The organism is Streptomyces malachitofuscus, from assembly GCF_055571035.1.
Genome location: NZ_JBVIGA010000003.1, coordinates 95438 through 116024 on the forward strand (window position 1 = coordinate 95438; position 20587 = coordinate 116024).

The window sequence follows — 20587 nt, forward strand, 5'->3', positions numbered from 1 at the left end:
GGCGAGTAGTGCGAATGCAACCAGCTATTCCCCGAACGCGGGGACCGTCCCGTATAACTGAAGCGGCCACGCTGATCGCTCGACTCGATCACGGGTGGACGACAGGTGTGCAACCGGCCGCTCCGGACAGTTGCACACCGCGTTGCGCCTGACGGAAAGCTGCTGGGACGGCTCTGCAGAGCAACACGGGGGGAATCATGAATCCATTGGCGGGGCGCGAGCGGATCCTGTCGGTCCTGGGCTCCCACTTGGACGCCACGACGCGGGGGTCCGGGAGCTGCGTCGTGGTGGAGGGCCCCTTCGGGGTGGGCAAGACCCAGTTGCTGCAGGCCGCGGCCCTGGAGGCGGCCGAACGCGGTCTGACGGCGGTCGTGGGGCGCTCGGGCGGCGTAGACGAGCCGGCCACCCCCGTGCACCTGCTGATCAACTTCTTGCGGAGGGCCCTGCCCGGCGCGGACGGACTCGACGAACTGGAGCGTGCGGACGGCAATCCCTTCTGGCTCATGGACCGGATCGGTGAGCTGGTCGGGGACGCGGCGCGCAGGCACCCCCTGGTGATCGTGCTGGACGACGCCCATCGCATCGACGACGTCAGCGCGCTGGCCCTGCGGGAACTCGTCCGCTCGCTCGCCTCGTCCCCGGTGCTCTGGCTGCTGGCCCGCCGGCCGGTGCCCGCGTCGGCGCTCGCCCAGCACGCCTTCGACTGGCTGGTCGACCACTGTGCGGTCCGGCTGCACGTGGGGACGCTGGACGACGAGGCGGTGGTGGAGCTGTGCACCGGCGTCCTCGGCGCCAAGCCCGATGCGTCGGTGCTCCGGTGGGCCGACCGCTGCCAGGGCAACCCGTGGTTGCTGAAGAACGTCCTGCGCGCGCTCATGAAGGCCGGACAGGTCGTCGTCCTGGACGGCACGGCCTCGGTGCTGACCGAGCGCGTGCCCGTGGGCGTCCGTACGGCGGTCGACAGGCTGCTGGCCGGCATGCCGCCCGCGGTCCGGCGGCTCCTGGAGCACGGTGGGCGGTCCGGCCGTCCGTTCACGGCCGAGCACGTGGCGGGCCTGCTGGGCGAGCCGGCCACAACGCTGTCCGCGGCCGCCACGGAGGCGGTGCAGGCGGGCCTGCTGCGCGGGGAGGGCGAGGAACTCGCGTTCACCCACGAGGTGATCGCCGAGGCGCTCCGGCTCGGGGGGTCCCCGGGGGACGAGTCCGCCGGGCGCTCCCCCGCCGTGCGGTCCTCCCGGTCCGGCACGCAGGACGTCCGCCCCGGTCCGCCGGCCGTCCCGCCCGCCGTGACGGGACAGCCGTCACCGCCGGAGAAGCGGGACGCCGTCATGGCGGCCCGGGCCGTCGCGGCACTGGCGGGTCACGGCGACGACGCATCCGGGGCACTGGCGCGCGCACTGCGTCTGCTCGTCACGGTGGGCCGGGACGCCGAAGCCTCCCGGCTCCTGGACATCGCCGTGCACCCCGGACCCGGCGCGCCGGCGGAGACGCGGCACGTGCTGGAGCTGGCGCAGAAGCTGCGCGGCGCCGACGGCCACGACCTGTCCGCCGTCCTGACGCGCCGGACGTCCGCACGGCAGGACGCGTGCCGGCCGGACCACGTGGGGCCGGACCGGACGGTCGTGGCCGCGCCTCAGCCGGCCCCCGGGGAGAGCCCGTTGTGGACCTGGCTGGTCCGGGCCCTCGTCGCGGTCGACCAGTTCGATGAGGCGGATGCCGTTCTCCGCGCTCTTGGTGAGGAGGCGGACCGCTTCGGCGAGGCCTGGTCGCAGTCACTGTGGCACGGCCACCGGGCCGAACTGATGGCGGCGGCGGGCAGGCTGGAGGAAGCACGCGCCGAGGCCGAGAGCTCGCTGCGGTCGGCGGAGCGGTCGCCGTCCGGGCACGTGGTGGCCGCGCGTCTGGTCCTGGCCCGCATCAGTACGCAATGCGACGACCTGGCCACCGCCAGCGAACAGCTGCGCGTGGTCGAGCACCTGGTGCCCCGGGATCCGGCAGCCGACAGGACCCGCCTGGACTGGGCGCTCGCACAGTTCCACGCGGCCAGCGGGCGCCCGGCCATGATGGTCCGCACGCTGATCGACGACGAGGTACGGACCTCGCCCGACCCGTTGCTCTTCGCCGAGGCTCACACCGCCGCCGCGACGCTCGTCCGCCAGGCCAGGCAAGCCGGACTGGGCGCGGAGGCCGAGCAGGCGGCAGCGTTCGCCCGGCGCATCGCCGAGCGCAACCCGGGGGTGCGGTCGCTGCGCGGCGGCGCCGAGCACGCGGAGGGCGTCCTGCGCGACGACGCGACCGCGCTGCACCGCGCCGCGGAGCTCCACCGGCTCGCCGGGCGTCCGCTCGCGGCGGGCAACGCGCTGGAGGACGCGGCACGGGTGGACCAGGGCACCGGGGACGGAAGCCGGGCGGTCCAGCTCCTCGAGTCCGCCCTCGACCTCTATCTGGACTGCGGGGCGACGCGTGACACGGCACGCGCGCAGAAGAAGCTGCGCCGTCTGGGCGTGCACCATGTACGCCGGCTCGGCGCCGGCCGGCCCAAGTCGGGCTGGGAGAGTCTCACGAGTGCGGAGTTGCGCGTGGTACGGGCGATCGTCGACGGCCGGACCAACCGTGAGGCGGCGAGCGTGCTGTTCCTGTCGCCCCACACCGTCGACAGTCACCTGCGGCGGGTGTTCTCGAAACTGGACATCAACAGCCGCGTCGAGCTGACCCGGCACTTCTTCGCTCACGAGGCCCCTGCCCCGGTGCCGGCCGGCGCCGCACGGTCCGGATCCACGAGCTGAATCCGTCCCCTGCCCGGCACCGGGCCGGCACGGTCATGCCCATGACCAATAAGGTCATGACACGTCGGATCAGAGGGCGTTCTCCTCACCGTCCATCGAGTAGACGGCGGCCCCACTCGAATAGGTAGCCGCCTGGCGCGCCAGCTCGACGCGGGTGTTGATCCCCAGCTTCCGGTAGATCTTCCGGAGGTGGTAGTTCACGGTGTGGGCCGACAGGTGCACCCGCCTGGCGATCTGGCGGTTCGTCAGTCCGACGCTCACCAGGTAGGAGATGCGCTGCTCCATCTCCGAAAGGCGTGACCAGCAGGTGAATTTCTGGAGCGACGAGGTGTCCTCGGACGAGGAAATCCTCTTCCGCCATTGCGCCGGGGCCTGGGCCGCGTACAGCTTGGCGAGCTCCTCGGTCGCCAGGGCGACGGAAACGGGGTCCGGGGATTCCACGATGATGTGTGCCAGCGCGGTCGTGTCGCCGTCGGCCAGTGCATTGGCGTGCATGGCCGTGAGGCCGACGATCGAGAAACCGGGATTGTCGCCCGCGAGGCCGTCCACGGTGTCGAGGACGGTGCGTCTGAGGTCGCTGTCACCGACATCGCGCGCCAGGCGGACGAGAAATGCCGCGGCGCTCGGATCCTCGATGTAGAGGGATCTCTGCGTCGGCAGATGACCGTAGGTGCCGGAGAGCAACTCGACAGCCGCCCGGGGTCCGTCCTTCTTGGCCGTGACCAGGATGTCCGTCCACGCGTACTGGGCGGACAGCAGCACGGCCTGACAGCTCGCCAGGTCGGCGTGCATCCGCTCCACGTGCTCGATCGCCGCGGGCAGGTCCCCCAGGTACAGGGAGATGGTGCCCAGCACGGAGGACGCCAGCGGCCGGAGCATGGGAACGGCCTCCCGCTCCCACGCGACGGTCGCGGCTTCCGCCTGCTGCCGCGCGTCGCCCAGCCGCTTGGCCTGGAGATGCACCCGGGCCCGCATGGCCGCGGGCGCGGCCGTCCAGACCGGTGCGGCCATGTCCCGCAGACCGGCCTCCGCGGCATCGAGCAGTGATTCGGCCCTGTCGAATTCCCGAAGGTTGGCGAACTTTCCGGCCAACGCGAGCTTCAGATGGAGCCCCCACACGGGGTCGACCTCATCGCCGTAGCGTACGGAGGTACGTCCGAGACTGAGCCCCTCGGACAGTTCCCCGGCTCGCCAGCGCATAGTGGAGAGAGTGGAGAGCGCCATCAACGCGGCGACGTCACCCGGCCGGGTGCCGCGCTCCCGAAGAATGCGCTCGGAGAGCGTGACGGCTTTTTCCTGCCCGAGCAGAAAAGAACCCAGGATCACCGACGCCTCGGCGTCGACCCGTTCCGCGTGCGAGATTCCCGGATCGGCGAGAACACTCTCCGCGAGGCGTACGCCGGCGACCGCGTCGCCATTCATGATCAGGCTGTGCGCCCTGGAGCACCGGCCATCGGCCCCGGCTCCGGCGCGTAATTCCGCCGGCCCACCGGCCGTCCCGCCGCGCACGTCGTTCTCCTGGGTGCGCCGAGAAAAAGCGCCTCTCGCCTCACGCTGCAACGCGCCGCGCGCAGCCGCGGGAATGGACTCGAAGACTCCTCGGAAGTGAACATCGCTCTGGAAAGCCAGTCGCTGTTCGGCCTCGACGACGAATCCGGAGACCAGAGCCTCGTCCAAGGGGGCGAGCAGACTGGCCGAGGACCGGTCCAGCATCCTGGACACGTCCTCCAGCATGAACGACCTGCCGAGCACCGCCGCGACCTTGAGGAACTGCTGACAGGCCGGGCTCAGCTCGGCCAGCTGACGGCTCACCGCGGTCAGCACACGACGCGGCACCCGGCGCACCGTGCACCGGACGACACCGTTGCGCCGCTCGACGAGCCCTTCCTCCGCGAGGCCGAGCGCGAACTCGACCAGCAGATGGGAATCTCCGCCGACACCCGCCGCGAATTCGATCAGTTCGTGGCCGACATCAGCCCCGAGAATCTCGGATAACACTTCCCTCCGGGATTCTTCGTTGAGCGTTTCCCTCGCCCACCGCCCGCTCGCGACGCACGTTGTCGCGTCCGATTCCCGGTACGTGCTTGTAGATTTCACCGACATGACCCAACCCCGATCACACTCGTGCAACTGAAAAGAACATGTCGAAATCGTTCAGCCGCGGCACATGAAAAGCGCTACGGAATTACGATCCCGAACGTCGAGTTCATCAATTGGTAGCGAGGACGCGCGATCAGCGTCGGACCGGTTCAAGGTATGCCATCGCCTGCCATGACTCACCCCCGTATACCGTCCGGCCCCCATGAGGACCGGAGCTCCAGCGCAGCCGTTTCTTACTCGGCAGTACTATTCGACTGAGTGTCAACAGCGACAGGCAGAGGCCTGCACCCTTCTACTCAAGACGGGCATTTGCGACTATCCACAGCTTGCCAACTATAGCACGGTGCAACGTTTCGGCCAGCTTTCCCGTAACGATCAATCCCGCACCGCGCGACGCTTCAACTGTTTACCGGAGAACCGGAGAGCCTGTGGTTTGCAAAGGCCCACTCCATTACTTTTTCGGCCGACGCCGCACGGGATACGACATGTCATGGAGAGACCGAATTGCGGTGACCTGCCGGAGTGCGGGGCGACCGCGGTCGGAGCGCTCACCCTCCGGTCGCGAGCGGGCTGGGCAGCGGGACATAGCGGGCGTCGGCGCCGTCCGCCGCGGTCCAGCGCAGGAGGAGGTTGGTCTTGGCGGGGAGGGTCGGGGCGGCGAGGAGGGCGGGGATCTCGGGGAGGTCGTGGCGGGCCAGTTCCCGGCGCACGGCGGGCCAGGGGTCGAAGCCGGGGTGGCGGTCGGCCAGGGCGGCGGCGATCTCCATGAGGTGATTGACGACCAGGCAGTACACCAGGCGTTGCCAGCCGGCCTCCCGGGACACCGGGGACACGGATACCGCGCCCACCGCGTCCGGGAGGAGTTTCACGCCCTCGGCGTCCCGGAACAGGGCCTGCACGGGCATCCCGTCGGGGTCCACCGCGATCAGCGTGTTCTGCAGGTGCGCCTCCAGGACGACCCCGTGCCCGGCGAAGGCCGTCAGCGCCGGGGGCACCACGCGGGACAGGTACGCCTCCCACCACGCGTCCGGGCGGGAGGCGCCGGCGAGCGGGTCCCCGGGGAAGCCCTCGGCGAGCGCGGCCGCCAGGTAGCAGGTGGTGCCGGGTGCCAGATGCCCGCGCAGTCCGTCGCGCACGACGACGGCCAGCTGTTCGAAGGCGAAGTCCGCGGTGCGGTGGCCCCGGTCGCTCAGCCAGGCCGGGGCCGCCGGGCCGTGGTGCGCGGCGAAGGCGGAGCGCACGGCCCGGTCCGTCGCACGCAGTCTCAGCAGGTCGTGGCGCCACAGCCGGCGGATGTCGTTGGTGATGCGCACATCGAGGCTGAACTTCAGGAACAGGTCGTCCCCGGGCGCGTACACGGTGCGGATCGCCGCGGTGGGCCAGACCGGGAAGCCGGTCGTGCCCAGCCGGATCAGCCGGCCGTCGGCGAAGGCGGGGGCGAGGTCGCGGGCCGCGAGGTCCAGTTGCCAGGGGTGCGCGGGCAGCAGACGGTAGCCGGGCGGGGCGGTGCCCAGACGGTCGAGGGCCGCGGTGTCGCCCTCCTCCACCACCGTGTCGGCGCGCACGCCCAGCAGCGCCAGCGGGAAGCGGGCGTGCGCCTCCGGCGCGTACGGCAGCCAGCCGGCCGCGGGGCCGCCGCCCCTCGCCTTGGGGGCGGGGTGGTGGGTGTGGCCGGTGAGCAGCGACTGCTCGGAGCGCAGATAGGCGTCGTCCGGCGGGGCGGCCCGGGCGCGGGCGTCGAGCAGGGCGGCCACGGCGTCCCGGCTGTCGAGCATCTCCGCGGGCAGTTCGTGATTGGACAGGCCGGTGTGCCGGCGCAGTTCCTCGGCGACGAGTTTCACCAGCTCCGTGTGGCCGACCCGGTGCCAGCCGCCCGCCGTGCGCACCTCGGGATCGGCGGGGCGGCGGGTGCCGCGCACCCGCAGCAGCCGGTCCACGCCGGGGAGGCGGTAGGTCCGGTAACCGTCGTGGGCCGGCCGGTCCGCATCGGGCAGGGGCCGGGCCACTTCGCGCAGCAGGCAGTTCAGCAGCGGTGCGGCCGCGTAGGCGTCGGCGCGCCCGGCGAGAAGGGCGCGGCTCGCCGCCGCGTCGTCTTCTGCGGGCGGGGGGATGAGGTCCACGCGTTCTGGTTCCCTACGGTCTGTCCGGCGGAGACGATCAGTATGTCTGTCATCGTCCCCCCCCCATACGTTCCATCCCGTGGGTACCCCGAGGAGTCCGCCCGTGCACCGTTCCCCCAGCGCCGAGGCCGAGATCGCCGCCGAGCTGACCGACGTACGGCCCGGTCTCGTGCCCGGGTACACGCGGGAGCTGCCCGGTGCCCGCGCGTCCGTCCTGACCCGGCTGTGGCGCGGTCTGGCCCATGAGCCGCTGCCGTGGATCGGGCGTCGCGAGGTGGTGGGCGGGGGGCTCACGCTGCGGCTGACGGACGGGCGGCGGCTGCGCGGACCACGGGCGGACCCCTATGCGACCGGCGCGTATGTCAAGGAGGTGCGGCTGGAGGGGACGGCGTACGGCGATCCGGTGCGGCTGATGACGGATCTCGCCGTACCGCACTCGGCGGCCTTCGCGGCCGAACTGGGGCACAGTGTCGCGTCGTTGGCGCTGTCGCGGGCGGAGCGGCGGATTCACCCGCAGGAGTGGCCCGGGCGGGACTGGGAGTGGGAGCAGCGGGTGGTGGACGGGCATCCGTTCCACCCCAACTGCCGTGCACGGCCCGGCTTCTCGGTGGCCGAGCAGCTCGCCTACGGACCCGAGCACGGGTCCCTCGTGGAGTTGGGGCTGGTGCCGGTGCCGGCCGGGGAGTGCCTGGTGACGGGCGTGTGGCCGGAGTGGCTGCGGGAGGCGGGACGGGTGGTGATCCCGGTCCACCCCTGGCAGGCGGCGCATGTGCTGAAGCGGACGGCCGAGCAGCGGGTCGCGGCACATCCGCTGATGGCGCTGCGCACCCTCGCGCTGCCGGACGGACCGCACGTCAAAACGGCACTGAGCGCCCGGCTGACGTCCTCCGTGCGGGACATCTCGCTCGGGTCGGTCGCCGCGTCGGCCGTGCTGTCGGACTTCGGTGAGGCGGTGGCGGCACGGACGGACGGGCTGCTGCACATCACCCGCACGCTGGGCGCGGTCGCGGCGGGGTCACCCGATCTCGCCGCGGTGCTGCGCGAGTCGCCCGAGGAGTACGCCCGGCCCGGCGAGCGGGTCGTCCCGGTGGCGGCGCTGGCGACCACCGGACTGACCCGCTCCGAGGCGTGGCTGGCGCGCTTCGCCGGGCTCGCCCTGAGCGTCGGACTGCGGCTTCTGGAGCTGGGGGTGGCGCTGGAGGCGCACGGCCAGAACCTGCTGGTGGTACTGGCGCCGGACGGGGATCCGGTGCGGCTGGTCTATCGCGACCTGGCCGATCTGCGGGTCGGTCCGGCCCGGTTGGCACGCTACGGCATCCCGCTGCCCGAGCTGCCCGCGCGGATGGTCACGGACGACGAACGCACGCTGCGCCGCAAGCTGTTCGGCTCGCTCGTCGCGGGCGCGCTGGCGGGTACGGCGGGTTCCGGTCCCGTCCTGCGCACGGCCCTGGAGAGTGCCGTACGGGATCTGCCGCGCACTCCGGACCTGGCCGCGCTGCTGCGCGAGCCGCTGCCGGCGAAGGCGCTGACGCTGATGCGACTGTCACCGCGGACGGCCGGTGACCAGTGGGCGGAGCTGCCCAATCCACTCCGTGACGGCCTCCTCTGACACCCCGTTTTGAAGCGCGGCACTCCTGATCAATAGGATCCGCCGATGATCAGAAGAAAACGGCCGGTGGCAGGCGTGTGCGCCCTGCTCGCCGCACTGACGGCCGGGCTCGCCCTCCCTGCCGGGGCGGCCGCCGATGAACCCACGGGCCAGGACGCGCCCAAGGTGAACCTCGTCCTCGATGTGAGCGGCTCGATGCGGGCCAAGGACATCGACGGGCAGTCCCGGATGGCGGCGGCGAAGCAGGCCTTCAACGAGGTGCTGGACGCCACGCCGGAAGAGGTCGAGCTGGGCATCCGGACGCTCGGTGCCGACTACGCCGGCGACGACCGCAAGGAGGGCTGCAAGGACACCGCGCAGCTCTACCCGGTCGGTCCGCTGGACCGTACGGAGGCCAAGACGGCGGTGGCCACGCTGGTGCCGACCGGCTGGACCCCGATCGGCCCGGCCCTGCTCAAGGCGGCGGACGATCTCGAGGGCGGCGACGGCTCCAAGCGCATCGTGCTGATCAGCGACGGTGAGGACACCTGCGCCCCGCTCGACCCGTGCGAGGTGGCCCGGGAGATAGCCGCCAGGGGCATCGGCCTGACCATCGACACCCTGGGCCTGGTGCCGAACGCCGAGCTCAGCCGGCAGCTCAGCTGCATCGCCGAGGCGACCGGCGGTACGTACACCTCGGTCGAGCACCAGGACGAACTCACCGACCGGGTCAACGAGCTGGTGGACCGCGCGGCCGAGCCGGTGGTGACACCGGTGGCGACGCAGGGCGCGGACTCGTGCGCGAAAGCCCCGACGCTGACGTCCGGTCTCTACACCGACCGTGAGGAGTTCGGCCAACAGCGCTGGTACCGCGTGGAGGTGCTGTCGGGACAGGAGCTGCGTGCCTCGGTGAGCGTGGCGGCGGACCGGGCCGTGCGGCCCGATCACGGCGTGCTGCTGCGTGCGGTCACGGTGCACGGCCGCGAGATCGTGCGCGGCGAGGCGGCGGGCAACGGCCGTACGGACATGCTCTCCACCGGCCTGCGTTACCCGAAGCCCGAACGGGACGACGACGACGGCGGCAAGCCCGCGGCCGAGGTCGTCTGCCTGGTGGTGACCAACGCCTTCTCGGCGGACTCCGGGGTGCAGACCACGCCGGGCCTTCCGCTGGAGCTGACCGTCGACGTCGTGGACGGTCCGGACGGCGCGGACGACGTGGCCTCCTTCGGTCTGGGCCGGGGCTGGTGGCTGCTCGGCGCGCTGATCCTCACCGGTTTCGTCGCCGGTCTGCTCTGGGGTTGGCTGTCCCGCTGGCGGTTCGCTGTCTGGAGGACCAACTGATGCGTGCCGTACGTGTACTGAGTGCCGCCCTGCTCATCCTCGGGCTGGCCGCGGCCCCCGCCGCGGCCGACCCCTCCCCCTCCCCCGGCGCGTCCGGGGACGACGGGGCGCCCACCCGCGCGGGCACCTCCTTCCGTACCGCGGCGGAGGTCGGGCAGGGGCGGACCGCCACCGCGCGTGCCTCCACGGGCGACTATCTGTACTGGTCGTTCCCGGCCGACGCAGGGCAGCGTCCCACCGTCCACGCGACGGTGAAGCTGCCGGAGAGCCACGCGGCGGAGACCTGGCAGATCGACGTGTACGACGGTCTGCGCCGCCGCCAGGCCTGCCAGTACGGCGCGCAGACCCGCACGGCCGGGACGGACGCGGCCTCCGTGGAGCTGGAGTGCGTGCTGCGCACGGTCCGCGCCTGGTCGGAGCCGTGGGCCGACGATCCGCTGCCGGGCACGTACTACGTCCGGCTCACGGCGCTGCGGCTGTCCACGGCCGACCTGGGCCAGCCGGTGAACGCCGAACTGCGCGTCGAGTCCCAGGACATGGGCGGCGCGGCGGCGGTGGACGGCGCGCTGTCCGAGCCGCTGGTGCCGGGCATCGCCTCGCGGCCGGAGGCGGAGTCCGACGACGACTCGCCGTCGGCCGTCCTGGCCGGTCTGGAGCCGGAGGACGGCTGGGCCTCCGGCTGGTGGTCCGACCGCTGGACGTGGACCGCAGTGGGCGGCGTCCTGGCCGCCCTCGCGGGCATCGCCGGCTACCGCCTGACCCGCGGCTCCGGACGCCCGCCCGGGGTACCGCCGACCGCGTGACCCACTCCCGGAAGGCCCGCCCCGTGCGGGCCTTCCCCCGTTTCCGGGTCAGATCTCCCGGAGGGCCTTGGCGAGCGGGCCCTCGCCCGTCACCTCGACGCGTCCCTCGCGGATCGCGGCGGTCAGGGTCAGTTCACCGCGGCTGACGGCCGTGCAGGTGGCGGTGTCCAGGCAGAGGAGGGCGTCCGGCTCACCGGGGGCGGGGCCGTCGCCGTAGACCGGGCCGGCCGTGGCGCCGGAGCGCAGGTGGAACCTGCCTTCCTCCAGGTGGACCTCGACGAGACCCGTTTCACCGTCCAGGGCCCGCAGCAGCGGCAGTGCGAACCAGTGCGCCCGTACCGCGTCCGTGGGGCGCCTCTCGCCCAGTTCGGGCTCGCCCCAGGCGCCGAGGGCCTGGAGGACGGGCAGCAACGCGGCGCCGCGCGGGGTGAGTTCGTAGACGTAGGCGGCGCCGGGCGGAGGGAGGCGGCGGCGGGTGGTGAGGCCGTCGCGTTCCATGTCCTTCAGCCGTGAGGCCAGTACGTCCGTGCTGACGCCGGGCAGGTCCGCGTGCAGGTCCGTGTAGCGCCGCGGGCCGGCCAGGAGCTCCCGGACGATCAGCAGGGTCCAGCGGTCGCCGACGACGTCGAGCGCGCGGGCGGCGGAGCAGTACTGGTCGTAGCTTCGGCGAGGTGGCATGCCCGCAGTCTAGACATGTCGTTGGACTTTCCAAGCACCCACTTGGTAAAACCAAGCAACACCAGAAACCGGAGGGACGCATGGAGTTCCGGCAGTCGAGCAAGCTCAGCGAGGTCTGTTACGAGATCCGCGGCCCGGTGATCGAGCACGCCAACGCGCTGGAGGAGGCGGGGCACAGCGTGCTGCGCCTGAACACGGGCAACCCGGCTCTGTTCGGTTTCGAGGCGCCGGAGGAGATCCTCCAGGACATGATCCGGATGCTCCCCCGGGCGCACGGCTACACGGACTCGCGGGGCATCCTCTCCGCCCGCCGCGCGGTGGCCCAGCGCTACCAGACGCTGGGCCTGGAGGTCGACGTGGACGACGTCTTCCTCGGCAACGGCGTCTCCGAGCTGGTGTCGATGGCGGTGCAGGCGCTGCTGGAGGACGGCGACGAGATCCTCATCCCCGCGCCGGACTTCCCCCTGTGGACGGCGGTGACCACCCTCGCCGGCGGCAAGGCGGTCCACTACCTGTGCGACGAGCGGTCCGACTGGTACCCCGACCTGGACGACATGGCCGCGAAGATCACGGACCGTACGAAGGCCGTGGTCGTCATCAACCCCAACAACCCCACCGGAGCGGTGTATCCGAAGGAGGTCCTCGAGGGCATCCTCGATCTGGCCCGCCGGCACGGCCTGATGGTGTTCGCCGACGAGATCTACGACCAGATCCTCTACGACGACGCCGTGCACCACTCGACCGCCGCGCTCGCCCCCGACCTGGTCGTCCTCACCTTCTGCGGTCTGTCCAAGACCTACCGCGTGGCGGGCTTCCGCTCCGGCTGGCTGGTGGTCACCGGCCCGAAACAGCACGCGAAGGACTATCTGGAAGGCCTGACCATGCTGGCCTCCATGCGGCTGTGCGCCAACGCGCCCGCCCAGTACGCCATCCAGGCCGCGCTCGGCGGCCGGCAGTCCATCCGCGAACTGACCGCGCCGGGGGGAAGACTGCGTGAACAGCGGGACGTGGCCTGGGAGAAGCTGAACGAGATCCCCGGCGTGAGCTGTGTGAAGCCGAAGGGCGCCCTGTACGCGTTCCCGCGCATCGACCCGGCGGTCCACAAGATCCACGACGACGAGAAGTTCGTCCTCGACCTGCTGCTCCGGGAGAAGATCCAGGTCGTCCAGGGTACGGGCTTCAACTGGCCGGCCCCCGACCACTTCCGTATCCTCACCCTGCCCCACGCCGACGATCTGGAGGCGGCCATCGGCAGGATCGGCCGGTTCCTGAGCGGATACCGGCAGTAGGGAACCACCGGCGGGGCGACCGCGTCGGATCATGACATGAGGGAACACGGAACCGGCTGTGCCGGCCTGCTCCTGGCGGCCGTGGGTGCCGTCACGGCCGTGCTCGTGTGGGCGCCGCGGGCGCGGGTCAGCGTCCACGGCGGGTTCGAGGGCATGCACCGCGACTGGAGTGTGTTCTACGTCGACCTGCCCCTCATCGCCGCCGGCGGGGCGCTCGTCCCGCTCGCCGCCTGGCTGCTCACCCTGCGCGTGCTGCGCCGCCCGTGGCTCGCGGCGGTGATCGCGTCGGGTGCGCTCGCGCTCGGGATCTGGGGGCTGCTGAGCTGGTGGACGCCCTACGAGCCGCCGGAGTACACCGGCTAGCGGTACGGCCGCCGGGCCGGGACGGGTCGGATCACGCGTTTCCCCCGCCGATGCCGCAGGCCTGGTGCAGTACCGTCAGCGCCGTGGAGGAGGCGGATCCGGGCTCCACGGTGAAGGCGACCAGGGACTGGTGCGGTTCCTGCGGGATGTGGAACGTCTGCTGGGTGACGGTCAGGTCGCCGACGACCGGATGGGCCAGGTCGTAGACGTCGCGACTGCACGGCTCCACGGTGTGTTCGGCCCACAGCTCGGCGAACTCGGGGCTGTGGATGGCCAGTTCGCCGACGAGCGCGGCGAGGGGGCCGTCATCGGGGTTACGGGCCGTCAGGATGCGCAGGTTCCCGACCACGGCGCGGGCCTTGGCGGGCCAGTCACGGTAGAGGGCGCGGGTGTGCGCGTCCAGGAAGACCAGCCGGGACAGATTGGGCCGGGTGTCCGGGTCGTCGGGCGCGGCGGGTTCCAGGTGTCCGGCGAGCAGGGCGTGCCCGGCCCGGTTCCAGGTGAGCACGTCGTTGCGGCGGCCCACGACGATGGCGGGCACGTGGCCCATGGCGGACAGCAGGATCCGCAGATCGGCGGAGGCGTGCTCCTTCGGGGGCGTGGCCCCTCTGTTCCGCTGACCCGTCGTCGTGGACAGCACGTGCAGGTGTTCCCGCTCGGCCGGGGTCAGGTGCAGGGCCGCCGCGATCGCGTCGAGGACCTCGGCCGAGGCGTTGAGCGACTGGCCCTGTTCGAGCCGGGTGTAGTAGCCGGCGCTGACCCCCGCGAGCATGGCGAGTTCCTCCCGGCGCAGGCCCGGCACCCGGCGCCGCTCCCCGTACCGGGGCAGGCCGACGTCGTCCGGACTCAGCCGTGCGCGCCGCGCCATCAGGAACTCGCCGAGCGGTGATCTGCGGTTCATGGGTGCCAGTATGCGCGGCCGCGGAGCCCGCCGCCTGTACCTGTCAGGGGTAGGCAGGAGCAGGTCTGGTCCCCCGTGGCGGCCGCCTCCAGAGTCGGTCGCAGGGAGCACGGCGAACGGCGGGAGCCACTCCGTGCCCCTGCTCACGCGCCGTCCGCGGCACCACCGATCGACGAGGTAGACACATGCCCATCCCCCCGCCGGAAACGGCCGGCCTCACCGCGCCCCTGGTCACCACGATCCGACTGGGCGACGTCGAGATCACCCGCGTCATGGAGTTCTCGGACATCTCGCCGATGACGACCGACGTGTTCTTCCCCGGCAGCACGCCGGAGGAGTGGCAGCGCCACGCCGCACTGCTGGATCCGCACCACTGGGACGCCCGCACCGACCTGACGCGCGTCGCCACCCAGACCTGGGCGCTGCGCAGCGAAGGCCGGGTCATCCTGATCGACACCGGAGCGGGCAACGGCAAGTACCGCCCGCTGCAGCCGATCTGGTCGTACCTGAACACGAACTACCTGGACAATCTCGCCGCGGCCGGCATCGCGCCGGAGGACGTGGACGTCGTCGTCAACACCCATCTGCACGACGACCACGTCGGCTGGAACACGCGGCTCGACGGACGCGACTGGGTGCCCACCTTCCCGAACGCGACCTACCTCATGCCACGGCCCGACGTCGAGTACTGGCATCCGGAGAACCTGCCGCGCACCCGGTTCGGCCGGGGGAACCAGAACGTCTACGAGGACAGCGTCGACCCGGTGATCGACGCCGGGCTCGTGAAGACCTGGGACGACTCCCATGTCATCGACGCCAACCTCCGGCTCGAAGCGGCTCCCGGGCACACCCCGGGCTCGTCGGTCGTCCACCTCGCCTCCGGGGGCGACCGGGCGGTCTTCGCCGGTGACCTGCTGCACGGCGCGATCCAGGTCCACGAACCCCACCTCAACAGCTGCTTCGAGGAGGACGAGGACGCCGCCCGCGCCGCCCGGGCACGGATGTTCGCCCACGCGGCCGACCACAACGCCCTCGTGCTGCCCGCCCACCTGCCCGGCCACGGCGCCTTCGAGATCAGGCGCGACGGCGCCGGGTTCGCGCTCTCCGGCTGGGCGCCCTTCTCCCTCACCTGATCCTCCGACTCGAAGGAACCCCATGTCCCGTACGACGCTCGACGTCTCCTCCTACGGGTTCACCCGGCACGTCCGGGTGGCAGCCCGCCCGAACCAGGTCTACGACCTGGTCAGCACGGTGTCGAACATCAGCAGATGGAGCCCCAACGCCCTGCACGCCGAGTACGAGGACGGCGCCGGGCCGCGTGAGGGCGCCTGGTTCCGCGGCCGCAATCGGAGGTCGGACCGGGAATGGGAGAGCCGTTCCCAGGTCACCGTGGCCGAACCCGGCGCCGCGTTCGCCTTCACCGTGCTCGGCTCCGTCCCCGTGCCCGTCGTGGAATGGCGCTGGACGTTCACCGCGCACGGTTCGGGAACCCTGGTGGCGCAGAGCTGGCAACTCCTCGCCGCCGACCCGGTCCTGGGCAGCACCTACGAGGACCTCGACCGGCTGCGCGACGCCACCGTCGACAGCGTCGAGGCCACCCTGACGTCGCTCGCCGCCTGGGTGGCCGGCACGATCACGGCCCGGTGACCGGCAGGAGCCGCTCGGCGACCGGTCACGGATACCCGACGCCCGTCAGTTCCTCGGCCACCGCCCAGAGCCGCCTGCCCACTGCCGGATCGGCCGCCTCCCGGCTGAGACGGGCCTCGCTGACCCGGCCGCGTGTCTCCCCGAACCCGGACGGGCCGAAGAACTGACCGCCCCGCACGCCGGGATCCGTCGCGGCGCGCAGTTGCGGCAGGGCGCCCTGCTCCACCGGCTGCGTGACCAGCAGGCCGGCCCGCGCGATCACCCGTCCGAGCCGGCCGCGGTGCTCCCAGGCGCGCGGAGTCAGGTTGGTGCGGGTGAGACCGGGGTGGGCCAGTGTGCTGACGACCGGTGATCCCGCGGCGCGCAGCCGCCGGTCCAGCTCGACGCCGAAGACCGTGGTGGCGAGCTTGGACCGGCCGTAGGCGGAAGCGGCCCCGTAGCCACGCTCCGACATCAGGTCGTCGAAGTCGAGGTGCGCGTTCCTGTGGGTGATCGAGCTGAGACTCACCACCCTGGCTTCCTTCGCCGCCTGCAGCCGGTCGAGCAGCAGGCCGGTCAGGGCGAAGTGCCCCAGCATGTTGGTGCCGATGTGCAGCTCGAAGCCGTCGGCGGTGGTGCGGCGCGGGCCGAGCAGCACCAGGCCGGCGTTGTTGACCAGCAGGTCGACCGCCGGATGGTCGCCGGCCAGGTTCGCGGCGAACGCGCGGACGGAGTCGAGCGAGGCCAGGTCCAGCTCGCGCACCTCCACGTCACCGCCCATCCGACGGGCGGCCTCCTCACCGGCGGCCGTGTTGCGGACCGCGAGCACGACACGGGCGCCGTGACGTGCCAGTTCCGTGGCGGTGACCAGGCCGAGGCCCGAGTTCGCGCCGGTCACGACGGCGATCCTGCCCTCCTGGTCGGGGATGCGGTCGGCGGTCCATCCGGCCATGGGCTGCTCCTGAGGGTGTCGGCGGGGTGGCGGCTGGGTGCACCGACGACGCTAGGAGCGGTGCGGGCCCGTTCGGTCGTTCCGGTTTTCCTGGGTCTGCGGGACCTACCCTGGAGGCCCGGCGGGCGGACACACTGGGGGCATGACCCATCCGTACGCCCGTGAGCTCGGAGATTTCCTGCGCGCCCGGCGCGCCCGGCTGCGCCCGCGCGACGTCGGTCTGGAGCCGGGCGGGCGACGCAAGGTCACCGGGCTGCGGCGCGAGGAGCTGGCCCTGCTGGCCGGGCTGAGCACCGACTACTACCAGCGGATGGAGCAGGGCCGGGAGGTACGCCCGTCCGACGACGTCCTGGACGCGCTGGCGGGCGCGCTCGGCCTCGACGACGCGGAACGCAGGCACCTGTTCGGCCTGGCCCGTGCCGCCCGCCGTCCGGTGCCCGCCCGGCCGGACCGCGGTCCGGAGAAGGTACCGGACAGCACACGGCGGCTGCTGCGGGTGATGGACACCCCGGCGGTGGTGCTCGGCCGTCACCTCGATCTGCTCGCCTGGAACCCGATGGCGGAGGCGTTGCTCGGCAGCCCCGACAGCTACCCGCCCGACCGGCTCAACATGCTCCTCCTGCTGTTCGACGACGTACTGACCGGCGAGCGGAGCTGCCCGGACTGGGAACGGCAGGCCCTGGACTACATCGGCATGATGCGCGCCGCCGTCGCCACCGACCCCACCCACCCGCGTGCCACCGCGATCATCGGCGAACTGAGCATCCGCAGCGCCGAGTTCCGGAGGCTGTGGGCACGGCACGACGTACGGGTCTCGGTCAGCGGCACCAAGACCTTCCGGGTCCCCGAGGTCGGCGACGTCGTTCTGGACTGGGACACCTATCCGCTGCCCGGCCGGCCGGGTCCGGTCATGCTGGTCCTCACCGCCGAGCCGGGCAGCGCCGACGCGGACCGGCTGCACCTCCTGGCGTCGCTGCGCGCGGGCCGCGCGGACGGGAAGGCGCCACGCCGATGACCCGACCGCTCACCGCCGCGCAGCGTCGCCTCATCGACGCCGCCGAGCCCGGCACCGGGCGGCTGCGGGGTACGCCCGCGCAGCTCGCCGCGCTGGTGAAGCGCGGGCTGGCGTTCCGGCATCCGAGGCCGCCGCACGATCACTTCCTGACTCCGGCAGGGCACCGGGCCCGGGAGGCGGGAACGGAGACGGAGGCCGGGACGGCGCCGGAGCCGGCCCCGACCGGGGTGTTCGCCGCGCGGGTCGGCGGCGATTCCTCCGCGCCCGAGGGGCCGGCCCGGCTCAGGGAGGTGCGCGGTGCCTGGCAGGGGATGCTGGAGCTGCGCCGGATGACCAATCCCGACGGTGCCACCGACCGGCCCTGCGGCTGGGAGCGTGCGCATCTGGTGCAGGCCGCGGCGCTCGCCCTGGAGGCCGCCGGGCACCGGCCGGCCGGTGCGGACGACGGGGTCGGCGGCTACCGGGTGCGGGAGACGCCGCAGCCGGAGGCCGTCGCCGTGTACGAGCCGGACGGCGAGGCGCTGCGGGCCTGCGCGGTCACCCTGGAGGGGGCCGGCTGGCAGGCCGGGGAGTACACGGAGCCGAGGACGCGGAGGCGATATCTGCTGGCCTCCCCGCGCCGGGTGTGAGGCGCATGCCAGGATCGGCGGGTCGGGCAGCGACACCGAGCAGGCGTGAAGGGGACAGACGCAGTGAGTGAGCCGTTTTCCGTCCGGGTGACCGTGCGGGGGTACGAGACCGACGTGCAGGGCCACCTCAACCAGGCCGTGTATCTCAACTACGCGGAGCACGCGCGCTGGTCGCTGCTGCAGGCGGCCGGGATCACCCAGTCCGGTCTGATCGCGCAGGGGGTGGGACCGGTCGCCCTGGAGACCACCATCCGCTACAAGCGTGAACTGCTCGCCGGGGACGAGGCCGATGTGACCTGTGTCTTCACCTGGAGCGGCGGCAAGGTCTTCACCATCGAGCAGACGATCACGAAGGCCGACGGCACCGTGGCGGCCGAGATCACGGCGGTCGGCGGGCTGCTGGACCTCGAGCGGCGCAAGCTCGTGCCGAACCCTCAGGACGTCTTCCGGGGCCTGGCCAAGGACCCTGGCCTGTTCGGACTGTGACGGGCTTTCACTCTCTGAAAGTTTCCTCCGCCGGGTTGCCAAGTTTCCAGGCCATCCGCTCCTACAGTGGACCAGACCACCAGCAAGGAACGAAGGCTCTTTACAGCCCCGGAATCTACGTGCGTAACTAATGACGCGCGCACGTCAAACAGCCCGGAGCAGCACGGAACTGCCCAGGTGGCAGCGGCCGACGTCACCTCCTTCGCTCATCCCCACAGGTGTCAGGAGGAAGTCCCCCCATGTTCTCTCTCCCCAGATTCCCGGCCGGTCCCCGCAGACGGACCGCCACGGCGCTCGGCGTCCTCGGCGCCGCCCTCGCCCTCACGGCCACCACCGCCGGCGGCGCGTCCGCGTCCCCCGAGCCCGGCCGGGACCGGATCGACGTGAAACCCGGCGAGGCGTACATGGGTGTGGGCACCCGCATCCATGAGGGCGTACCGGCCGGAGAGCCGTCGACGGGCATCCTGGCCCCGACCGACGGTGTCCAGGGCATCGACGTCTCGCACTGGCAGGGCGGCATCAACTGGACCTCGGTGCGCGGCTCCGGGATCCAGTTCGCCTGGATGAAGGCGACCGAGGGCACCAGCTACAAGGACCCGAGCTTCAACACCAACTACCCCGCCGCCCACCGCGCCGGCGTGATCCGCGGGGCGTACCACTTCGCCCGCCCCAACGTCTCCAGCGGCGCCACCCAGGCGAACTACTTCGTCAACAACGGCGGCGCCTGGTCGCGCGACAACCTGACCCTGCCCGGCGTCCTGGACATCGAGCACAACCCCTACGGGGCCATGTGCTACGGACTGACCACCACGCAGATGCGCAGCTGGATCAACGACTTCTACACCACCTACACGTCGCGCACGAGCCGTGATGTCGTCATCTACACGACGGCGAGCTGGTGGAACACCTGTACCGGCAGCTGGACCGGCATGTCCGCCAAGAGCCCGCTGTGGGTGGCGCACTGGACCTCCGCGTCGTCCCCGACCATCCCCAGCGGATTCCCCACCTGGACGGTGTGGCAGTACACCAGCACCGGTTCGGTCGGCGGTGTCGCGGGCAACGTGGACCGCAACAAGTTCAACGGCTCCCGCGACCGGCTGCTGGCGCTGGCCAACAACACGTGACGGGGTAGGCCCCGGCACCTACGCGATCACATGGTGGAGCCGGCGGCCGCCCGCCGCGGGTTCCACCGCCTCCCCCACACCCCCACCCTCCACGAGGAGCGATCGTGCAACCCGAGAACGCCCTCCGGCGCCGACTCCTGATCGCCGGTGCGGCCGGTCTGGCCGCCACCGCGCTGCCGGGCACCGCGCACGCGCGGGACGCCGACGTGGTCGAGCCGGACATCGACGGCACCGCGGCCTGGGGCGCCCGTGCCCCGCAGGGCACCATCAGCGTGCTGCGGTACCGGCCCAGCAGGATCGTGATCCACCACACCGTGAGCACCAACTCCGCCGACTTCTCCCGCGCCCAGGCGCACGCCCACGCCCACTGGGTCCAGGACCTGCATCTGGACAAGAACGGCTGGGTGGACACCGGCTACCACTTCCTGGTCAGCCGGGGCGGCTGGATCACCGAGGGCCGGCACGGCAGTCTGCGGGCCCTCACCGGCGGGACGGCCTTCGTGCTCGGCTCCCACACCTCCGGGCAGAACGACCAGGCCGTCGGCATCGCCTGCGAGGGCGCCTACCACGCGGGCGCGGTACCGCCGGACGCCCAGTGGGAGGTCCTGGTGACCCTGTGCGCCCACACCTGCGCGCAGTACGGCATCCCCTCGGCGCAGATCCACGGCCACAAGGACTACGGCTCGACGCTCTGCCCGGGCGTGTACCACGACATGCTGCCGCGACTGCGGGACGAGGTGGCGGCGGCGCGGTCGGCGTGACACCGCCCGCCCGGCACCGAATTCG

At 72.1% G+C, this 20587-nt stretch carries 18 protein-coding genes; 13 read left to right on the top strand and 5 right to left on the bottom strand.

Features of this window, described 5'->3' with window-relative positions; all coding sequences use genetic code 11:
• Positions 1 to 197 precede the first annotated feature (197 nt).
• On the top strand, positions 198 to 2786 hold the full coding sequence (locus ACZ44S_RS05185) for an AAA family ATPase (RefSeq protein ID WP_466924561.1): 2589 nt from the start codon (positions 198 to 200) through the stop codon (positions 2784 to 2786).
• 69 nt (positions 2787 to 2855) lie between these two features.
• Here the strand turns inward: ACZ44S_RS05185 and ACZ44S_RS05190 are convergent, their stop codons facing one another.
• Complete coding sequence (locus ACZ44S_RS05190) at positions 2856 to 4889, bottom strand: LuxR C-terminal-related transcriptional regulator (protein WP_466924564.1); 2034 nt, start codon at positions 4887 to 4889, stop codon at positions 2856 to 2858.
• A 545-nt stretch (positions 4890 to 5434) separates the two neighbouring features.
• Complete coding sequence (locus ACZ44S_RS05195) at positions 5435 to 7006, bottom strand: IucA/IucC family protein (RefSeq protein WP_466924567.1); 1572 nt, start codon at positions 7004 to 7006, stop codon at positions 5435 to 5437.
• 103 nt (positions 7007 to 7109) lie between these two features.
• On the opposite strand from ACZ44S_RS05195, the gene ACZ44S_RS05200 reads away from it, so the two are divergent.
• Genes ACZ44S_RS05200 through ACZ44S_RS05210 form a run of 3 tightly spaced genes read left to right on the top strand, consistent with a single transcriptional unit; the run spans position 7110 to position 10738 of the window.
• The gene (locus tag ACZ44S_RS05200) at positions 7110 to 8615 is read left to right on the top strand and encodes an IucA/IucC family protein (protein ID WP_466924569.1); all 1506 of its coding nucleotides are present in this window, start codon (positions 7110 to 7112) and stop codon (positions 8613 to 8615) included.
• Positions 8616 to 8660: 45 nt separating this feature from the next.
• A complete protein-coding gene (locus ACZ44S_RS05205) occupies positions 8661 to 9935 on the top strand; it encodes a VWA domain-containing protein (RefSeq protein ID WP_466924572.1) in 1275 nt (424 codons plus the stop codon).
• Positions 9935 to 10738, top strand: coding sequence for a hypothetical protein (locus ACZ44S_RS05210; RefSeq protein ID WP_466924575.1), 804 nt, complete (start codon positions 9935 to 9937; stop codon positions 10736 to 10738). The genes ACZ44S_RS05205 and ACZ44S_RS05210 overlap by 1 nt, the downstream gene beginning before the upstream one ends.
• Before the next feature lie 48 nt (positions 10739 to 10786).
• Here the strand turns inward: ACZ44S_RS05210 and ACZ44S_RS05215 are convergent, their stop codons facing one another.
• Positions 10787 to 11416 (bottom strand): winged helix-turn-helix transcriptional regulator, encoded by a 630-nt coding sequence (locus ACZ44S_RS05215; protein ID WP_466924578.1) that lies wholly within the window; start codon positions 11414 to 11416, stop codon positions 10787 to 10789.
• Between the two features lie 80 nt (positions 11417 to 11496).
• Between ACZ44S_RS05215 and ACZ44S_RS05220 the strand changes: the two genes are divergently transcribed.
• Positions 11497 to 12705, top strand: coding sequence for a pyridoxal phosphate-dependent aminotransferase (locus ACZ44S_RS05220; protein WP_466924581.1), 1209 nt, complete (start codon positions 11497 to 11499; stop codon positions 12703 to 12705).
• A gap of 36 nt (positions 12706 to 12741) precedes the next feature.
• Positions 12742 to 13068, top strand: a complete 327-nt coding sequence (locus ACZ44S_RS05225; RefSeq protein ID WP_466924584.1) for a hypothetical protein — start codon at positions 12742 to 12744, stop codon at positions 13066 to 13068.
• A gap of 31 nt (positions 13069 to 13099) precedes the next feature.
• Here the strand turns inward: ACZ44S_RS05225 and ACZ44S_RS05230 are convergent, their stop codons facing one another.
• A complete protein-coding gene (locus ACZ44S_RS05230) occupies positions 13100 to 13969 on the bottom strand; it encodes a helix-turn-helix domain-containing protein (RefSeq protein ID WP_466924587.1) in 870 nt (289 codons plus the stop codon).
• A gap of 185 nt (positions 13970 to 14154) precedes the next feature.
• Here ACZ44S_RS05230 and ACZ44S_RS05235 point away from each other — a divergent pair, with 185 nt between their 5' ends.
• Complete coding sequence (locus ACZ44S_RS05235) at positions 14155 to 15102, top strand: MBL fold metallo-hydrolase (protein ID WP_466924590.1); 948 nt, start codon at positions 14155 to 14157, stop codon at positions 15100 to 15102.
• A gap of 22 nt (positions 15103 to 15124) precedes the next feature.
• On the top strand, positions 15125 to 15616 hold the full coding sequence (locus ACZ44S_RS05240; RefSeq protein ID WP_466924592.1) for an SRPBCC family protein: 492 nt from the start codon (positions 15125 to 15127) through the stop codon (positions 15614 to 15616).
• A 25-nt stretch (positions 15617 to 15641) separates the two neighbouring features.
• Here ACZ44S_RS05240 and ACZ44S_RS05245 read toward each other — a convergent pair whose 3' ends face one another.
• Positions 15642 to 16547, bottom strand: a complete 906-nt coding sequence (locus ACZ44S_RS05245; protein ID WP_466924595.1) for an oxidoreductase — start codon at positions 16545 to 16547, stop codon at positions 15642 to 15644.
• A 142-nt stretch (positions 16548 to 16689) separates the two neighbouring features.
• Between ACZ44S_RS05245 and ACZ44S_RS05250 the strand changes: the two genes are divergently transcribed.
• From ACZ44S_RS05250 to ACZ44S_RS05270, 5 genes are all read left to right on the top strand, one after another.
• Positions 16690 to 17562, top strand: coding sequence for a helix-turn-helix transcriptional regulator (locus tag ACZ44S_RS05250; protein ID WP_466924598.1), 873 nt, complete (start codon positions 16690 to 16692; stop codon positions 17560 to 17562).
• Positions 17559 to 18191, top strand: coding sequence for a hypothetical protein (locus ACZ44S_RS05255; RefSeq protein ID WP_466924601.1), 633 nt, complete (start codon positions 17559 to 17561; stop codon positions 18189 to 18191). Before ACZ44S_RS05250 ends, ACZ44S_RS05255 begins: the two co-directional genes overlap by 4 nt.
• A 63-nt stretch (positions 18192 to 18254) precedes the next feature.
• Complete coding sequence (locus ACZ44S_RS05260) at positions 18255 to 18677, top strand: acyl-CoA thioesterase (RefSeq protein ID WP_466924603.1); 423 nt, start codon at positions 18255 to 18257, stop codon at positions 18675 to 18677.
• Positions 18678 to 18916: 239 nt separating this feature from the next.
• Positions 18917 to 19801, top strand: a complete 885-nt coding sequence (locus ACZ44S_RS05265; RefSeq protein ID WP_466924605.1) for a lysozyme — start codon at positions 18917 to 18919, stop codon at positions 19799 to 19801.
• Positions 19802 to 19905: 104 nt separating this feature from the next.
• Positions 19906 to 20562: a peptidoglycan recognition protein family protein gene (locus ACZ44S_RS05270; protein WP_466924608.1), complete on the top strand. Its 657-nt coding sequence runs from the start codon at positions 19906 to 19908 to the stop codon at positions 20560 to 20562.
• Positions 20563 to 20587: the final 25 nt, after the last annotated feature.